This window comes from Glutamicibacter sp. MCAF14 (assembly GCF_052114325.1).
GTDB lineage: Bacteria > Actinomycetota > Actinomycetes > Actinomycetales > Micrococcaceae > Glutamicibacter > Glutamicibacter arilaitensis.
Genome location: NZ_JBFREO010000003.1, coordinates 28,638 through 44,625, shown reverse-complemented (window position 1 = coordinate 44,625; position 15,988 = coordinate 28,638). Strand labels below are relative to the sequence as shown.

Sequence of the window (15,988 nt, the reverse complement as noted above, 5' to 3'; positions counted from 1 at the left end):
TGCACCACCTGCCTCAGGTTTGTTACCTGCCCTCGTAGCGGATTCACCTGCAGGCACACTGCGCACGTAGACTTGATGCGTGAATGACCGCAGTGAACTTTTGAGTCAGCTGCCCTTGCGTGAGAATCTCCGCGGGCTATCCCCTTATGGCGCACCACAAATTGATGTGCCCATTCAGCTGAACGTCAACGAGAACACCCATCCGTTGCCACCAACAGTCGTAGACGCCATTTCCCAAGAAGTGGCCAAGGCTGCGGCAACGTTGAACCGCTACCCGGACCGCGAATTCACCGAACTGCGTGAATTGCTCGCCGATTACCTGGGGCATTCGCTGACCAAGGAAAATATCTGGGCTGCTAACGGCTCCAATGAAATCCTTCAGCAAATCCTGCAAGCCTTTGGCGGTCCTGGCCGTTCGCTGATGAGCTTCGCTCCTACCTACTCCATGTACCCACTGCTTGCTAGTGGAACAGACACGTCTTACATTGCCGGAACGCGCGCTGCAGATTTCACCCTGTCCGCTGAATCCGCGGCCGCACAGGTGCGCGAGCACAAGCCGAATATCGTATTTCTCTGCTCGCCCAACAACCCCACCGGCACGGCGCTTGGCCTGGACGTCATCACCGAAGTGTATGAAGCCCTGAGCGAGCATGACGGCGTGCTGATCGTCGACGAAGCCTACGCAGAGTTCTCATTGGCCAGCACCAAATCCGCACTGACCTTGCTCGATGGCCGCCAGCGTTTGATCGTCTCGCGCACCATGTCCAAAGCCTTCGGGCTGGCCGGCGCACGCGTAGGCTATTTGGCTGCAGCTCCTGAAGTTACTGACGCGATCCGGTTGGTGCGGTTGCCGTACCACCTCTCGGCAGTTACCCAAGCGACCGCCATTGCCGCGTTGAAGAACATTGAGCTGTTGCTGGCCCAAGTTGAAGACATCAAGTCGCAACGCGACCGTATTGTCACCCGACTGAAGGAACTTGGCCTCAAGCCTTCGGTCTCCGATTCCAATTTCGTGTTCTTTGGTGGTGTTGAAGATCCCCATGCTATTTGGGAAGGGCTGTTGGAAGCCGGCATCATCATCCGCGACAATGGAATCCCGGGAACCCTGCGCGTCACTGCAGGAACCGAATCCGAAACCACAGCCTTCTTAGAACGGCTTGCCGAACTGCTCGGCTCACAGAAGTAATCCAAGACAAGCGAAGGAAGACATGTCTGCCGAATTGATTGGTGCACGCCGCGCCCGCATGGAACGCGTCACCAGCGAATCGTCCGTATTCGTTGAACTGGACCTCGATGGTACCGGTGTCTCTGAGATCAGCACCTCGGTGCCGTTCTATGACCACATGCTGACTGCGCTATCCAAGCATTCGCTCATCGACCTCACCGTGCGCGCCACCGGTGATACCCATATCGATGTTCACCACACGGTTGAAGACACTGCCATCACCATTGGTGAAGTATTGCGCGTTGCACTTGGCAATAAGGCCGGCATCCGCCGCTTCGGCACCTCCTATGCGCCACTGGATGAAGCACTGTCCCGCTCGGTCGTCGACGTGTCGGGCCGCCCATACCTGGTGCACTCCGGTGAACCAGCAGGCCAGGAATATCACCTGATCGGCGGTCACTTCACTGGTTCGATGACCCGTCACGTCTTTGAAGCCATCACCTTCCACGCGCAGATCTGCGCGCACATCGAGGTGCTCTCGGGTCGCGATCCGCACCATATCGTCGAAGCGCAGTTCAAGTCCTTTGCCCGCGCCCTGCGCGAAGCAGTAGAGCGCGATGAGCGCATGGGCGACAAGATCCCATCCACGAAGGGTGCCCTGTAAGTGGAAAAGAAAACTGTAGTTGTTCTGGACTACGGCTCAGGCAACGTGCGCTCGGCCGTGCGCGCTTTGGAAGCTGCCGGTGCCGAAGTGGAATTGACCGCTGATCCAAAGAAGATTGTGGCTGCCGACGGGCTGGTCGTTCCCGGCGTGGGCGCGTACGCCTCGGTGATGGAACAGCTGACAGAAACCGGTGCGCTGCGCTGGATTGGCCGCCGTATCGCTGGCGGCTTGCCGGTACTGGGCATTTGCGTCGGCCACCAGGTCTTTTTCGAAGAAGGCGTGGAGCACGGTGTGAAAACCGAGGGCATTGGAGAATGGCCAGGCAAAGTCGAACGACTGCAGTCCGAGGTCATCCCGCACATGGGCTGGAACACCGTACGCCCTCCCGAAGGCTCCAAGCTCTTTGCTGGCATCGAAGATGAACGATTCTATTTCGTGCACTCCTACGCCGTGCTGCAGTGGGCATTCGATGTCACCCAGCCAGCGATGACCCCACCGCAGGTGACCTGGTCAACGCATGGCACGCCGTTCGTGGCAGCCGTTGAGAACGGCCCGCTTTCGGCGGTGCAGTTCCACCCTGAGAAGTCCGGCGATGCTGGAGCTCAGCTGCTTCGCAACTGGTTGGGGACGCTCTAAAGATGTGGACCCTAATTCTGGGCGTTGTCGGTGCCTTCCTCGCAGGTGGAGCGATCTCGCTTAAGAGCCAGAAAGCCCACATCTCATGGATCATCGCGTTGTGGGTGCTTGCAGGCCTGAGCCTCATCGCCGCCTGGACCTTGACCTACTAAATTCATTACTTCTTCACAAAGGACATCATGAGCGAGCAACCAATTCTCGAGCTTTTGCCTGCTGTAGATATCGCTGGCGGCCAGGCAGTACGCCTGGTTCAGGGCGAAGCCGGTTCGGAAACCGGATACGGCGATCCGCTGGAAGCGGCGCTTTCGTGGCAGAACGCCGGAGCAGAATGGCTGCATCTGGTTGACCTGGACGCGGCCTTTGACCGTGGCAGCAACGTGGACATTGTCCAGCGCATCGCCAAGGAACTGAACATCAAGGTCGAGCTCTCCGGCGGCATCCGCGACGATGCTTCTTTGGATCGGGCACTTGAATTCGGCGCAACCCGAGTCAACCTTGGTACCGCAGCACTGGAAAACCCTGAATGGACCAAGCAGGCCATTGCACGCCACGGCGACAAGATCGCGGTGGGCATGGACGTTCGCGGCACCACTTTGTCCGGCCACGGCTGGACCAAGGACGGCGGCGACCTCTGGGACGTGCTGGCACGCCTTGAAGATGCCGGCTGTGCCCGCTACGTCGTGACCGACGTGACCAAGGATGGCACCCTGCGCGGACCGAACGTTGAATTGTTGCGGGAGATCGCAACTAAGACGAGCAAGCCAATCGTTGCTTCGGGAGGCATCTCCTCGCTGGAGGACCTGCGCGTTCTGCGCGAACTCGTTCCAGAAGGCATCGAAGGTGCCATCATGGGCAAGGCCCTGTACTCGGGCCAGTTCACGCTGCAAGAAGCGTTGGATGTTGCCGGGCACCGCTAGGCTCCACGCAGTCTTTGGAAAAGGCGATTCAGAAGCTCACGCTTTTGAATCGCCTTTTCCTCTATGCGAAGCAGAATCGCCGTGCTCTGCCACCTAGGCAAATATCCTCACGCGTGAGCAGCGAATGGAAATCTGAAGTGCCGACGGCGGGGTGTCCAACCTCATGAACACAGTTTTAGAACTTCACTGCACCAACCTTGAAACCACAGATAGCATGGATCCTATGAGTACTGAGCAACCGCCATCTGCACCTAAACGCCATCTGCCGGGACATATCGTTGCCGCGCTGGCACAGGCAGGCTCTCAAACCGACTCAGCCGGTCAGGACTGGGAAGGCCGAGACCTCAGCGGCGAAGGCAACCCACTGCATAACTTCGACAAGGACGACGGCAAAGCCGACGCAAATGTCCTCGCCGCACTCACCGCCCTGCGTGAAGGCAGCGCGGGGGAGAGCGAAGTGCATAAATCACTGGCCAACGCCAGGGTTTTCGTCGCAGTGGTAGCTCAGCTCGGTGAAGAAGCCATGACGGAGCACGGTTTCGCATCCGATAAGGAAGCGGACATGGCCCTGGTGAAGATCAAGGCTCCAGATGGCCGTATGGCTCTGCCAATCTTCACCACTGTGGAACGTTTGCAGGCTTGGCATAAGGAAGCGCGGCCGGTAGCAGTGTATGCCCCACGCGCCGCGCTGTCTGCAGTGAGCGAAGAATGCCAGCTGCTAGTCCTTGATCCGGGAAGCGATTTCACATTCGTGCTGCGACGACCGGGGCTTTGGACCCTGGCCAAGCAGGTGGACTGGATTCCGAGCTATCAAAGCCAGCAGGTCGCTAGCCTGGTCCAAAATGCAATTGAGGATTTCAACCAGTTGCGGACCGTCAAGGTGGCCCCGGGCAAGGGAGTAGGCTCCCGAAGCAAGGACGGCCAGGTCGTCCTTGGGGGAGGTCCTGGCCCGGAGCTGAACCTGCAGCTTATTTTCGCTCCTGGCACGAGTCAGGACGATGCACGCGAAACTACTCGCGCACTACACGGACGATTGTCCCAAAACACCGAATTCGCTGAAGCAGTGGATTCTCTTGAACTCAGTTTGCACAGCGCGCCGAACTAAGCCGGCGGGCTCCTTGTGATTAGGTAAGGAACTTTCCGGGCATGAAAAGCTATTGGCAGATTTTGCGTCAACCGCAGATCTCATTGTTGTTGCTGATCGGCATGATTGCCCGCCTTCCGCACTCTGCATTGAGCATGCTGCTGCTCCTGCACCTGGTGAACAACCTCGACCAATCGTGGGTATCAGCTGGCCTGGTCACCGCGGTAATGACGCTGGGCATCGCCATTGGTGCTCCGTGGCGCGGTGCCCGGGTAGATATCTGGGGACTGCGTCGGGCGATGATCCCGTCGGTCATCGTGGAAACCCTCGTGTGGTGCACGGTGCCGCATGTTCCGCTGGTCTGGGTCTACCCGCTGGCGTTCATCGGCGGCCTTTTCGCTCTGCCGGTTTTCTCGGTAGTGCGTACCGCACTTGGCATCATGACTACCGGCGAGCAACGCCGTACCGCCTTTGCCTTGGATGCGACCGCCACCGAATTGGTCTTCATTGTTGGACCGGCCAGTGCAGGCATTGTGGCCACGCAGATCAGCAGCGTGATTGGCCTGAGCGTGATCGGTGTGACCTCTACGGTTGCGGGACTGGCGCTCATGATCCTCAATCCGCCCACGCGCAGTGATGACCCCAAGGCGCTTGCCACTCGGGCCAATGTCCACGAAGAACGCTTGGGCGCCGAAGCCAGCTTCATCGCCGCAGCGCCCATGGGCGTGCATGAAGTGGAGGGCGAGCTGATCGCGGCGGGCATGAAGTCTGCCCGCGCGAGAATCAAGCAGCGGGGCCGTGCTTTCAAGAATCGCTTCAACTGGGTCAGTGCTTCGGTGCTGGCGGTCTTCATCGCTTCGGCGGGAGCCGGCATGCTGTTGACCGGCACCGAGGTAGCCATTGTGGCTGAATTGGATGCCTCGCAGGAAAGCCACCAGCTGGGCCTGGTGTTCCTATTCTGGTGCGGTGCTTCGCTGATTGGCGGCTTGATCTACGGTTCGATGAAGCGGGTCATTTCACCACTGGTCCTGCTGCTGAGCATGGCAATTCTGACCATTCCGATGTACTTCGCTTGGGATACCTGGTCGTTGGCATTGTTCTCAGCCTTGCCAGGCTTCCTCTGCGCGCCAACCTTGTCGGCGGCTTCGGAATGGCTCACCGATCTCGTGGCCGAGAAGCGCCGTGGCGAGGCGATGGGCTGGTACGGCTCGGCAATGACCGCTGGTACCGCATTGGGTTCGCCGATCACCGGCATCTTCGTGGACACCTTCGGAGCCGCTCCAGCATTTATCGGGATCGGCGCCATGGCCAGCTTCGTAGTGGTGGTTGCGCTGATTGCCCAGCAGATCCGCCGACGGGTACGTCGTGCGCGGCGCCAGCGACTGGAAACTATCGCCTAGGCGCTGGCCGTATCCTTCAGCCGCGAGTACATGTACATGTCCCTGCGGGCGGCGCCTACCTGTTCCCAGCTGCGCATCAGCCCTTCGCGTTCGAAGCCGCAAGCCTCAGCGGTCCGCCAAGACCCCTCGTTCCACGGCTCAATATAGAGCTCAACCCGCTCGATTCCAGGATGTTCCAAGCCCCAGCGGGCCAGAGCTTCCAATGCGTGCTTGGCAACCGAGCGCCTGCGGTACTCCGGTGCGGTCCAGTATCCGATGCTGGCTCTCCCGTGGTTGGCATTGCGCAGCCAGAAGCCGATCTGGCCCACGGCGCGATCTGTGGTGGCTTCTGCGATGGCAAATGAGTACCCGCTGCCTTCAGCGACCCTGCGGTGCTGTCGTTCGATGAAGTCCGCGTACTCAGCTTCGGTTCCCTGAACCGGGACGGTAGTGATTTGCGTGATGTAGCTATCCGCCGATGCCTGCCGAACCGTGGGGATATCGCTGTGCTGGAACGGCCGGAGCCGGTAGGCGCCAGCATCGATCACCGGTTGTTCGAGTAGTTGCATGCTTGCAAGCTACCATGGTGATCTAAACAACAAAGGACCCGTTTCCCGAAGAAAACGAGTCCATGATGTTAATCTCTTTAAATTTAGCGATTATTACTTAGTTGACCGGTCCGGTGAACTTTTCGCCCGGACCCTTGCCTGGTGCATCCGGGATGATCGAAGCCTCACGGAAGGCCAGCTGCAAGCTGCGCAGTCCATCGCGCAACGGTGCTGCGTGCTGCGAGCCAATCTCAGGCGCACCGGCGGTGACTAGGCCTGCCAGAGCGGTGATCAGCTTGCGGGCCTCATCGAGATCCTTCAGCTCATTGGCATCTTCGCCCTCGGCGAGGCCGCACTTAACTGCGGCTGCACTCATCAGGTGGACAGCGGCCGTGGTGATGATTTCTACGGCTGCAACTTCAGCGATATCGCGCACCTGCTGATCGACAGCGTGCTGGTGCGAGTTGGTGTCTTCGTTAGTCATACTGCTAAGCTTGTCACAGACCGACTCGATGCCGGTACTTCTCACAGTTCTCCAGTTAGCCCTGGACGAGGGATTCGTACTAGTATTGAGCCATGCAAGTGGAGGCCAACTCCCACCCGCTGTCGCCGTTTCCAGGCTTCCGGGTAATTCGGCAGGATCGCAGCAATGCAATCCCCAAGCTTTGACGCAGGAATTTTCCTGAACTCAGCTGTGTCGTTCCTTTTGGCCTTCGCCTGCAATCGCAGACGGAGGCCTTCTTTGTTTGCGGTCATGGATTACGAATTTCAGGAGTGACACATCAGCGATCCACGCATTAATGAGCGCATTCGCGTGCCAGAGGTACGTCTCGTCGGCCCCAATGGTGAGCAGGTAGGCATCGTCCGTATTGAGGACGCGCTTCGCCTGGCTCTCGAGTCCGATCTGGACTTGGTCGAGGTGGCACCCAGCGCCAAGCCTCCAGTGTGCAAATTGATGGATTTCGGCAAGTACAAGTACGAAGCCGCTGTCAAGGCTCGCGAAGCTCGTAAGAACCAGACCAACACGGTCTTGAAGGAAGTTCGCTTCCGCCTGAAGATTGATACCCATGACTACGAGACCAAGGTCGGCCACGCACTGCGCTTCCTGGGCGCCGGTGACAAGGTCAAGGCCATGATCCAGTTCCGTGGTCGTGAGCAGCAGCGTCCAGAGATGGGCATTCGCTTGCTTGAAAAGTTTGCAGCAGACGTCGCCGAGGTTGGAATCATTGAGTCCAGCCCACGCATCGATGGCCGAAACATGGTCATGGTTGTTGGTCCGCTGAAGAACAAGGCAGAGGCTCGCCGCGAACAGCAGCAGAAGTCCGGTGGCCGTAACTCGGCTAAGCGAAAGATTCGCACCGACGCTCCAGCTGAGACCGAGGGCCAGAATGTCGCAGCTTCCATGGATGATGAAGCCCGCGCCAAGTTGGAGCAGGCACGTCAGGCAGCTGGAGGCGACGCCTAGCCAAGCCTGTTGGGCTTTCGAGCCCGTCACCGTTCACGGTGAAGGATCTTCCTCTTAGGAAGGTCCAACTACAAGAGAACAACAGCGGTCACCTTTATCGGGGCCCGCTTCGGATGATCCCCACCCGGTGCTTTACCGGATGGAGCACGTAAGGAGAACGGCAGCTATGCCGAAGTTCAAGACTCACAGTGGCGCCAAGAAGCGCTTCAAGCTGACCGGTAGCGGTAAGCTCGCTCGCCAGCAGGCCAACCGTCGCCACTACCTGGAGCACAAGTCCTCGCGCGTTACCCGCCGCCTGGCTTCTGACCAGATCGTTGCTAAGGCCGATGTTAAGACCATCAAGCGGATGCTGGGCCTCTAAGCTCCCCCTTTCGCAATACGGGGAAGCAATACCCCACCACCCATAGATTTCACCCATCCCGCACAATCGCGGGCACTGGGGAACTGACTTGAAGGAGTACACACGTGGCACGTGTGAAGCGGGCAGTAAACGCCCATAAGAAGCGTCGCGTCGTTCTGGAACGCGCAAAGGGCTACCGCGGTCAGCGTTCGCGCCTGTACCGTAAGGCCAAGGAGCAGCTGCTCCACTCGTTCGTTTACAGCTTCAACGACCGCCGTAAGCGCAAGGGCGACTTCCGCCGCCTGTGGATCCAGCGCATCAACGCTGCATCCCGCGCCAACGGCATGACCTACAACCGTCTGATCCAGGGCCTGAAGGCTGCTCAGATCGAGGTTGACCGTCGTATGCTCGCAGAGCTGGCTGTTTCGGACTCGAACGCTTTCGCTACCTTGGTAAAGGTTGCAAAGGACGCTCTTCCAGCTGACGTCAACGCCCCAAAGGCTGCTGCTGAGGTTGCTGCACCAAAGGCTGCTAAGGCTCCAAAGGCTGCTGCAAAGTCCGTTGAGGGCGAAGGCGTAGTCAAGGCTGTTGAAGGCGAAGCTGCACCTGAGGGCTTCGTTATCAAGGGCAACGCTGGCTCGAACAAGTACCACGTTCCAGGCTCGACCTGGTACGACCAGACTGAAGCTGAGTTCTGGTTCAACTCCATCGATGCTGCTAAGGCTGCAGGCTTCGAACCAGCTGGCGGCGAATCCCGTCAGCAGATGAAGTAAATCTTTTCTCCCTTTGAGCTAAAGCTCAGGTAGGACAGATCACACCAAAGGGTGGGTCCCGCGTACTGCGCGGACCCGCCCTTTGTGTGTTTCTACCGGTATTCTCGATATATGAGCAGTTTTCCTCCAGAAGTGATGTCCAATCCACGTGCTGAACGGGTCAAGGCCATCGCGCGTCTGGCCAAGAGCAAGGGCCGTGAAGCCACCGGCGAGTACCTCGTTGAAGGCCCGCAGGCCGTACGCGAAGCACTCAAAGCGCATCTGGAGGACGACAACCTGGTCCAGAACGTCTACGTCGTTGGCGGATTCCTTGAAAGCCACGAAGAATTCGAAACACTGCTGGAAGATGCCAAGATCCAACCGCGCATTGTCACCGGCGAAGTGCTGCACGCCATGGCGGACACCCAGACCCCGCAGGGCATCCTCGCGGTCGTCGCCATGTCCCAGCCGCAGCTGAGCGAAGTGCTGGACACCAAGCCGAAGCTGATCGCCGTGCTATGCCGCATCCAAGACCCGGGCAACGCCGGCACGATCCTGCGTGCAGCCGACGCCGCCGGAGCCGACGCGGTCATCTTGACCAAGGGCAGCGTGGATATCTACAACCCGAAGGCCGTACGCTCCACCGTCGGCTCGCTGTTCCACCTGCCAGTCCTGAACAACGTCGAATTCGACCACCTGATCGCCGCCGCGAAGACCACCGGAAGCCAGGTGCTGGCAGCCGACGGCTACGCCGCCCACAACCTGGACACCCTGCAGGATGCCGCGGTGCTGCGTGCCAACCAGCCCGGTACCGAAGCCCCCGAAGGCCAGCCGGTACTCGAAGCACCCACCCTGTGGCTGTTCGGCAATGAAGGCCAGGGCTTGGATGAGCATGAGAAGGAAGCCGCCGATTACCGGGTCGCTGTGCCGCTGTACGGTGTTGCCGAATCGCTGAACGTGGGCACCGCATCAACCGTGTGCCTGTACGCATCGGCCCGTGCCCAGCGCTAAGCGAATCGGATAGAACTGAGACTTTATGCATGCAGAACTGAAGCAAATTGTAGCTGTGGCCATCGTCGATGACCTGGCCCAGCCGACCAAACTGCTCGCCGCCCGCCGCAATCGACCAGAAGCCCTGGCCGGGCTCTGGGAATTTCCCGGTGGAAAAGTGGAACCGGGGGAGAGCGAAGTCGAGGCCGTGCGCCGGGAACTGCGCGAGGAACTGGGTGTTCAGCTGCGCTTGGGCGCGCCGATCCCCGGTCCGCATCCACAAGGCTGGCAGCTGAATGAGAAAGCGGCCATGCGCATGTGGTTCGCCCAGATCACCGACGGTGAACCAGCGACCCTGGATGGGCACGACCAGCTGTCATGGTTGGAACTCGATGACCAGGTGGGCGAGGTCGTTGACTGGATTCCCGCTGATGCTCCCATCGTGGCGGCATGCCTGGCCCAGGCACGTTCCGGGTCACAGCAGTAATCACCCGTAAGCTTATTACCACGCCATCTTCTGGCACTTTGCTTGTAGTCGATATTTTTGAGGAGCACTTTTTCGTGAAGCGATTTATGAGCGTTATCGCTCTGGCCTTCGCCGCCGTCCTAGCACTTTCTGGCTGCGTCAACATGAACGCAGAAGTCAACGTCCTGGGCAAGGACAAGGTTGCCGGGGCCATGCAGCTGACCCTGCACAAGTCGACGCTCAACGGCGTCACCTTTGAAGAAGTCCTCAACAGCCAGATCGACGTCGCGGCCATGGAAGAGCAGCTGGGGGATCAGTGGAGCTACAGCAAAGTCGACGATGGCGAAAATGTCGGCTTGCGCTTCGAAACCACCAGCCCGATGACCTACGTCCAGCTGGCAGATGCTTTCAGCCTCTTCGGCTTCGAAATCAACCTGAGCGATGACGGGAAGGAATACACCTTCTCGATGCCAGGGGACAAGGCCGCAGTGGATTCTTCGTTCACCGAAGCGAACCTGCACGTGACCTTCCCGGGCGCGGTCACCTCGCACTCCCCGGGCACCGCGCAGCACCATACCGTCACCTTCGACATGATCCAGGGTGCCGCCTCCTACCAGGCCACCGGCAAGGTCGACCACACCATGTTCTATGCCGCCGTATTCGGCGGAGCGCTGCTGGTGCTGACCTTCGTCTTCGTTGGTGCCTTCGCACCGAAAGCTTCCAAGGAAGCGCATTAATTCGTAGGATTCCTGCTTCAAGGTAAGAAGCTTCACGCTAAGGGCCCGTCATCGGTGAAACGATCACGGGCCCTTAGCCATAGAATGGAAGCAAAGTGTTCTACGCGTAAGTACAAGATAAGAGTAAGGATCGATCGATCCCATGTCTGATCAGACAACTGGACAAGCTCCCGACGGGGAGTCCAACGTTCCGCACCCGACCGATGAAGCAGGCATTGCCAATGCGGTAGATGCGGCCCTGGCCGCCATCGAAGCCGCAGGCGACCTGAACGAGCTGAAGGAAGCCCGCCTGGCGCACACCGGCGAGAAGTCCGCGCTATCCCTGGCTAACCGCCAGATCGGCAAGCTGGACAAGTCGGAAAAGGCCGTGGCCGGCAAGCTCGTGGGTTCGGCCCGCGGACGAGTCAACAAGGCCCTGGCCGCCCGCACCGTGGTGCTTGAAGAAGCTGAAGCCGCCCGCATCCTCCTAGAGGAAACCGTGGACGTGACCGCGGCAGCGCGCCGCCGCAGCGTGGGCGCCCGCCACCCGCTCTCGGTCCTGCAGGACCGCGTCGCCGACATCTTCGTCGGCATGGGTTGGGAAATCGCCGAAGGCCCGGAAGTTGAATCCGAATGGTTCAACTTCGATGCGCTGAACTTCAAGCCGGACCACCCGGCCCGCGAAATGCAGGACACCTTCTTCGTGGAACCTGCCGACGCGCACCTGGTGCTGCGCACCCACACCTCCCCGGTACAGGTCCGCTCGATGCTCGAGCGCGAGGTGCCGGTCTACGTGCTGTGCCCAGGACGCACCTTCCGCACCGATGAACTCGATGCCACCCACACCCCGGTCTTCCACCAGTTCGAAGGCCTGGCCGTAGACAAGGGCCTGACCATGGCCGATTTGCGCGGCACCCTGGAGCACTTCGCCCGGCAGATGTTCGGCGCCGAAGCACAGATCCGCCTGCGCCCGGCCTACTTCCCATTCACCGAGCCATCGGCCGAGCTGGACATCTGGCACCCAGGTGCCAAGGGCGGCCCGCGCTGGATCGAGTGGGGCGGCTGCGGCATGATCAACCCGAACGTGCTGCGCGCTGCGGGCATTGATCCGGAGGAGTACTCCGGGTTTGCCTTCGGCATGGGCATCGAGCGCACGCTCATGTTCCGCAACGATGTGCCCGACATGCACGACATGATCGAGGGCGACATCCGTTTCAGCCAGCACTTCGGGATGGAGATCTAAGCAATGCGTATTCCACTATCTTGGCTGCGCGAGTACGCGCAGGTACCAGCCGACGCCTCGGCTGAAGACGTCATGGCAGACCTGGTCAAGGTCGGCCTCGAAGAAGAAGACGTGCACCGTCCCTCCGACGAGCTCTCCGGCCCGATCGTGGTCGGCCAGGTGCTCTCCTTGGAAAAGGAAGTCGCCTCCAACGGCAAGACCATCAACTGGTGCCAGGTCCGCGTGGTTCCAGAAGGCACCGAGCAGACCCTGACCGGCAAGGGCATCGACCCGACGGGTGTGCAGGGCATCGTGTGCGGTGCGCACAACTTCGTTGAGGGCGACAAGGTTGTTGTCACCCTGCCCGGAGCGGTGCTGCCCGGAGATTTCAAGATCTCCCCGCGCAAGACCTACGGCCACACCTCGGCCGGCATGATCGCCTCCTCCCGCGAGCTGGGCATCGGCGAAGACCACGACGGCATCATGGTGCTCTCCAACTACGGGCTGGACCCGGAGGTAGGCACCGACGTCTTCGCGCTCTTCGGACTCGATGACCAGGCTGCGGAAATCAACGTGACCCCGGACCGCGGCTACTGCTTCTCCATCCGCGGCGTAGCCCGCGAATACGCGCTGGCCACCGGTACCTCCTTCACCGATCCAGCATCGATCGTCACCGTTTCGGACGCTTCTGAAGCCGGACACGAGGTGGTCTTGGCCGACGCGGCGCCGATCTACGGCGTGCCAGGCTGCACCCGCTTCGTGACCCGCGAAGTCACCGGCATCGATCCAACCCGCCCGACCCCGCGCTGGATGGCTTCGCGCCTGCAGCTGGCAGGCATGCGCTCGATTTCGCTGGTCGTGGACATCTCCAACTACGTCATGCTCGAGCTCGGTGCCCCGCTGCACTTCTACGACGCTGACAAGCTGACCGGCGCGATCACCGTGCGCCGCGCCAACTCCGGCGAAAAGCTCACCACCTTGGACGACAAGGAACGCGAGCTGTCCGTCGAAGACCTGCTGATCACCGATGAATCCGGCGCCATCGGCATTGCCGGCGTCATGGGCGGGGCAGCCACCGAGGTATCGGATTCGACCAGCCGCGTGCTGATCGAAGCCGCGCACTTCGACACCGTGTCCATCGGCCGCTCGCGCCGCCGCCACAAGCTGCCATCCGAAGCCTCCAAGCGCTTCGAACGCGGCGTGGACCCACGCATCATGCAGATCGCCGCCCAGCGCGCGGTCAACCTGCTGGTCGAGCTGGCTGGCGGCACCGAAACCGCCAAGGCCACCGACGCCGGCGCGGTCCCTGCCGACACCCAGATCCAGCTGCCGGCAGGTTTCGCCGGTGCGCTGATCGGCGTGGACTACACCGATGAGCAGACCATCTCCGCGCTGGAAGGCATCGGCGCAGCTGTCCAGCAGAACGCCGAGGGCTTCCTGGTGACCGCGCCAAGCTGGCGCCCGGACCTGGACATCAAGGAAGACCTGGTTGAAGAAGTAGCCCGCGTTATCGGCTACGACAAGATTCCAGCCACCTTGCCGGTAGCGCCTCCGGGCCGCGGGTTGACCCGCACCCAGTCCCAGCGCCGCCGCCTGCTCCAAGGCTTGGCAGACGCCGGGCTGACCGAGGTGCTGAACTACCCGTTCGTTTCCCAGGCGCAGAACGCCACCTTCGGCGCCGCACAGGCCGGTACCGAGGTCAAGGCCGTTTCGCTGGCCAACCCGATCTCCAAGGAATTCCGCTTCCTGCGCACCTCGCTGCTGCCGGGCCTGCTGGAAACCGCTCGCCGCAACATCGGCCGTGGCTTCCGCGACCTGGCGCTGTATGAAGGCGGACTGGTCTTCCTGCCAGGGCAGCAGCTGGGCTCCTCGGTGCTTCCTCCGCTGGGCGCCAAGCCAAGCGATGAAGTACTGGCCGAACTGTTCAACGGCGTGCCGAACCAGCCATGGCACCTTGCTGCCGTGTTCACCGGCCATGAAGCATCGGCTTCCGCCGGCTTCGCACCGCGTGCCTGGGACTGGGCCGACGCACTGGATGCCGCGCACACCGTGGCGGATATCCTCGGCGTTGAGCTGGATGTTGCCCAGGGCAGCCACCAGGCCTTCCACCCGGGCCGCGTGGCAGCGCTGAAGCTCGCCGGCGAGGTTGTTGGCTACGCCGGCGAACTGCATCCGCAGCTGCTCAAGGACCAGGACCTGCCAGCACGCACCGTGGCCATGGAACTGGACGCTGCGGCACTGATGTCTGCTGCTCCGGCAGTGGTCGTCGCCCAGCAGCACCTCTCCAGCCAGCCGCTGGCAACCCAGGATGTCGCACTGGTCGTAGACCAGGACGTTGTCGCTGGCGACGTGCTCGCAACCTTGCGTGAAGGTGCCGGAGAACTGCTCGAAGACATCGCGCTGTTCGACGTGTATCAGGGCCAGGGCATCGAAGAAGGCAAGAAGTCGTTGGCCTTCGGCCTGCGCTTCCGTGCCGCTGACCGCACCCTGACCGCGGACGAGGCTTCCGAAGCTCGTGCCGCTGCAGTTGATGCCGCTGCCAAGAAGTTCGGCGCCACCCAGCGCTAGGCTTTCTGGCTTCGCTAATGCCCTGTTGCTTTCCTGATTATCGGGAAGCGGCAGGGCATCTTGCGTACTGCCTTGCCATGGGTTGGGCCGCTTGAGGACTACACTTGCTCTGGGATAAGTGTAAAGAAAACGAGATGCCGGATGGGGTTGCAGTGAAGGGATTGCGTTCTTGCGGTGCTGTGCTGCTGGTGTTCCTGCTGGGAATCGCCGCCGTCGCCGTACTCATCGCCGCAGGCTGGGCTGCCGTGCTCTTTATCCAGCGAGGTGCCGGGACGCATCTGGAGGAGCCATCCACTCCCAGCGCTACGCTTGAGCAACAAACACCCGATAGCCTGCGTCCTTCCGAAACTTTCGCGCCTTAGCCGCCGCTAGCAGGGATCGGCTCGGCAGGCATTGCCCGCGTCAGCGTGATGAGCCCGGGACCTTCCTTGGCCTGGGCGATGAACCCATGTCGTTTCAAAACCTTCAACGACGCAATATTCGCGCTATCGACCCGAGCGATCAATGTGCTTCGGCCCTCAGCTTGCAACGTCGCCAGCCCCTCGCCGACCAATGACTTAGCCAGACCCTGGCCCCAGAATTCCGGGTCGATCCAATATCCGATTTCAGTGGCAGCCGGCCGTTCAGTTGCAGTGAAAAGGCCAACCGGAGAATTTTGGCGGCGGGCGATGTACCAGCAGATCCCGGCATTCAATAGCGCATGATCCACGCGCTGCGCGGTGTACTCATGGCTCCAGGTGTGCCCATCTCCGATATAAGCTGTCACCCGTTCATCTGCTGCAAGGCGTGCAACGAATTCGGCATCTGCCTTGGTCATAGCCGTTAGCACTAGTGAAGGACCCATGGCTTTAGACTATGACGGGCCGAACTGCATGCAAACTCTGTTTCCTTTGCATCAGCTTTCTTGACAGGGGAAACCTCAGGCCTAGAGTCGGGATTCAGCTGCCGCGACCGCCAAGCGCGAGGATGTGATCTGGTCTTCAGGGCGGTTTAGCGATTGCCTGATGGATAGCGATCTGCGGAAACAGTCCAACGCTTGGCCGAACAAGCTTTGGCCGAAATACGGCTCGCCGTGA

The 15,988-nt window shown here is 60.6% G+C and carries 19 protein-coding genes; 16 read left to right on the top strand and 3 right to left on the bottom strand.

The window, feature by feature from the left end; all coding sequences use genetic code 11:
* Positions 1-79: 79 nt before the first annotated feature.
* The 7 genes from AB4Y71_RS05610 to AB4Y71_RS05580 all read left to right on the top strand — a co-directional run bounded on the left by AB4Y71_RS05610 (position 80) and on the right by AB4Y71_RS05580 (position 5,866).
* Positions 80-1,186 (top strand): histidinol-phosphate transaminase, encoded by a 1,107-nt coding sequence (locus tag AB4Y71_RS05610; RefSeq protein WP_013348470.1) that lies wholly within the window; start codon positions 80-82, stop codon positions 1,184-1,186.
* A 22-nt stretch (positions 1,187-1,208) separates the two neighbouring features.
* Positions 1,209-1,829 carry an imidazoleglycerol-phosphate dehydratase HisB gene (gene hisB, locus AB4Y71_RS05605; RefSeq protein ID WP_013348471.1) on the top strand — a complete coding sequence of 207 codons (621 nt, stop codon included), beginning with the start codon at positions 1,209-1,211 and terminating at the stop codon, positions 1,827-1,829.
* Positions 1,830-2,465 carry an imidazole glycerol phosphate synthase subunit HisH gene (gene hisH, locus AB4Y71_RS05600; protein ID WP_134780983.1) on the top strand — a complete coding sequence of 212 codons (636 nt, stop codon included), beginning with the start codon at positions 1,830-1,832 and terminating at the stop codon, positions 2,463-2,465.
* A gap of 2 nt (positions 2,466-2,467) precedes the next feature.
* The gene (locus tag AB4Y71_RS05595) at positions 2,468-2,617 is read left to right on the top strand and encodes a hypothetical protein (RefSeq protein WP_013348473.1); all 150 of its coding nucleotides are present in this window, start codon (positions 2,468-2,470) and stop codon (positions 2,615-2,617) included.
* Between the two features lie 27 nt (positions 2,618-2,644).
* A complete protein-coding gene (priA, locus tag AB4Y71_RS05590; RefSeq protein WP_441718565.1) occupies positions 2,645-3,382 on the top strand; it encodes a bifunctional 1-(5-phosphoribosyl)-5-((5-phosphoribosylamino)methylideneamino)imidazole-4-carboxamide isomerase/phosphoribosylanthranilate isomerase PriA in 738 nt (245 codons plus the stop codon).
* Between the two features lie 223 nt (positions 3,383-3,605).
* On the top strand, positions 3,606-4,487 hold the full coding sequence (locus AB4Y71_RS05585) for an SseB family protein (RefSeq protein ID WP_013348475.1): 882 nt from the start codon (positions 3,606-3,608) through the stop codon (positions 4,485-4,487).
* A gap of 41 nt (positions 4,488-4,528) precedes the next feature.
* Positions 4,529-5,866 (top strand): MFS transporter, encoded by a 1,338-nt coding sequence (locus AB4Y71_RS05580; RefSeq protein ID WP_134780984.1) that lies wholly within the window; start codon positions 4,529-4,531, stop codon positions 5,864-5,866.
* On the opposite strand, the gene AB4Y71_RS05575 is transcribed toward AB4Y71_RS05580, so the two are convergent.
* Together AB4Y71_RS05575 and AB4Y71_RS05570 are read right to left on the bottom strand one after the other, a co-directional pair.
* Positions 5,863-6,414: a GNAT family N-acetyltransferase gene (locus tag AB4Y71_RS05575; protein WP_441718561.1), complete on the bottom strand. Its 552-nt coding sequence runs from the start codon at positions 6,412-6,414 to the stop codon at positions 5,863-5,865. The genes AB4Y71_RS05580 and AB4Y71_RS05575 overlap by 4 nt on opposite strands.
* 97 nt (positions 6,415-6,511) lie before the next feature.
* Positions 6,512-6,877: a DUF1844 domain-containing protein gene (locus AB4Y71_RS05570; protein WP_013348478.1), complete on the bottom strand. Its 366-nt coding sequence runs from the start codon at positions 6,875-6,877 to the stop codon at positions 6,512-6,514.
* Between the two features lie 330 nt (positions 6,878-7,207).
* On the opposite strand from AB4Y71_RS05570, the gene infC reads away from it, so the two are divergent.
* The 9 genes from infC to AB4Y71_RS05525 all read left to right on the top strand — a co-directional run bounded on the left by infC (position 7,208) and on the right by AB4Y71_RS05525 (position 15,274).
* A complete protein-coding gene (gene infC, locus AB4Y71_RS05565; protein ID WP_441718559.1) occupies positions 7,208-7,858 on the top strand; it encodes a translation initiation factor IF-3 in 651 nt (216 codons plus the stop codon).
* A gap of 166 nt (positions 7,859-8,024) precedes the next feature.
* A complete protein-coding gene (rpmI, locus tag AB4Y71_RS05560; RefSeq protein WP_013348480.1) occupies positions 8,025-8,219 on the top strand; it encodes a 50S ribosomal protein L35 in 195 nt (64 codons plus the stop codon).
* Positions 8,220-8,323: 104 nt separating this feature from the next.
* Positions 8,324-8,971, top strand: coding sequence for a 50S ribosomal protein L20, sunset domain variant (gene rplT / locus AB4Y71_RS05555; RefSeq protein ID WP_013348481.1), 648 nt, complete (start codon positions 8,324-8,326; stop codon positions 8,969-8,971).
* Between the two features lie 111 nt (positions 8,972-9,082).
* Entirely contained in the window at positions 9,083-9,961 is an 879-nt protein-coding gene (locus AB4Y71_RS05550) for a TrmH family RNA methyltransferase (RefSeq protein ID WP_441718556.1), read from the top strand.
* 25 nt (positions 9,962-9,986) lie between these two features.
* On the top strand, positions 9,987-10,427 hold the full coding sequence (locus tag AB4Y71_RS05545; protein ID WP_441718553.1) for a (deoxy)nucleoside triphosphate pyrophosphohydrolase: 441 nt from the start codon (positions 9,987-9,989) through the stop codon (positions 10,425-10,427).
* Positions 10,428-10,501: 74 nt separating this feature from the next.
* Positions 10,502-11,143: an LppM family (lipo)protein gene (locus tag AB4Y71_RS05540; RefSeq protein ID WP_146040944.1), complete on the top strand. Its 642-nt coding sequence runs from the start codon at positions 10,502-10,504 to the stop codon at positions 11,141-11,143.
* A 142-nt stretch (positions 11,144-11,285) separates the two neighbouring features.
* Positions 11,286-12,365: a phenylalanine--tRNA ligase subunit alpha gene (gene pheS / locus AB4Y71_RS05535; RefSeq protein ID WP_417367519.1), complete on the top strand. Its 1,080-nt coding sequence runs from the start codon at positions 11,286-11,288 to the stop codon at positions 12,363-12,365.
* 3 nt (positions 12,366-12,368) lie between these two features.
* Positions 12,369-14,912, top strand: a complete 2,544-nt coding sequence (gene pheT, locus AB4Y71_RS05530) for a phenylalanine--tRNA ligase subunit beta (RefSeq protein WP_441718550.1) — start codon at positions 12,369-12,371, stop codon at positions 14,910-14,912.
* A gap of 134 nt (positions 14,913-15,046) precedes the next feature.
* On the top strand, positions 15,047-15,274 hold the full coding sequence (locus AB4Y71_RS05525) for a hypothetical protein (protein ID WP_441718549.1): 228 nt from the start codon (positions 15,047-15,049) through the stop codon (positions 15,272-15,274).
* On the opposite strand, the gene AB4Y71_RS05520 is transcribed toward AB4Y71_RS05525, so the two are convergent.
* Positions 15,271-15,756 (bottom strand): GNAT family N-acetyltransferase, encoded by a 486-nt coding sequence (locus tag AB4Y71_RS05520; RefSeq protein WP_441718547.1) that lies wholly within the window; start codon positions 15,754-15,756, stop codon positions 15,271-15,273. The two genes, AB4Y71_RS05525 and AB4Y71_RS05520, sit on opposite strands and share 4 nt — an antisense overlap.
* Positions 15,757-15,988: the final 232 nt, after the last annotated feature.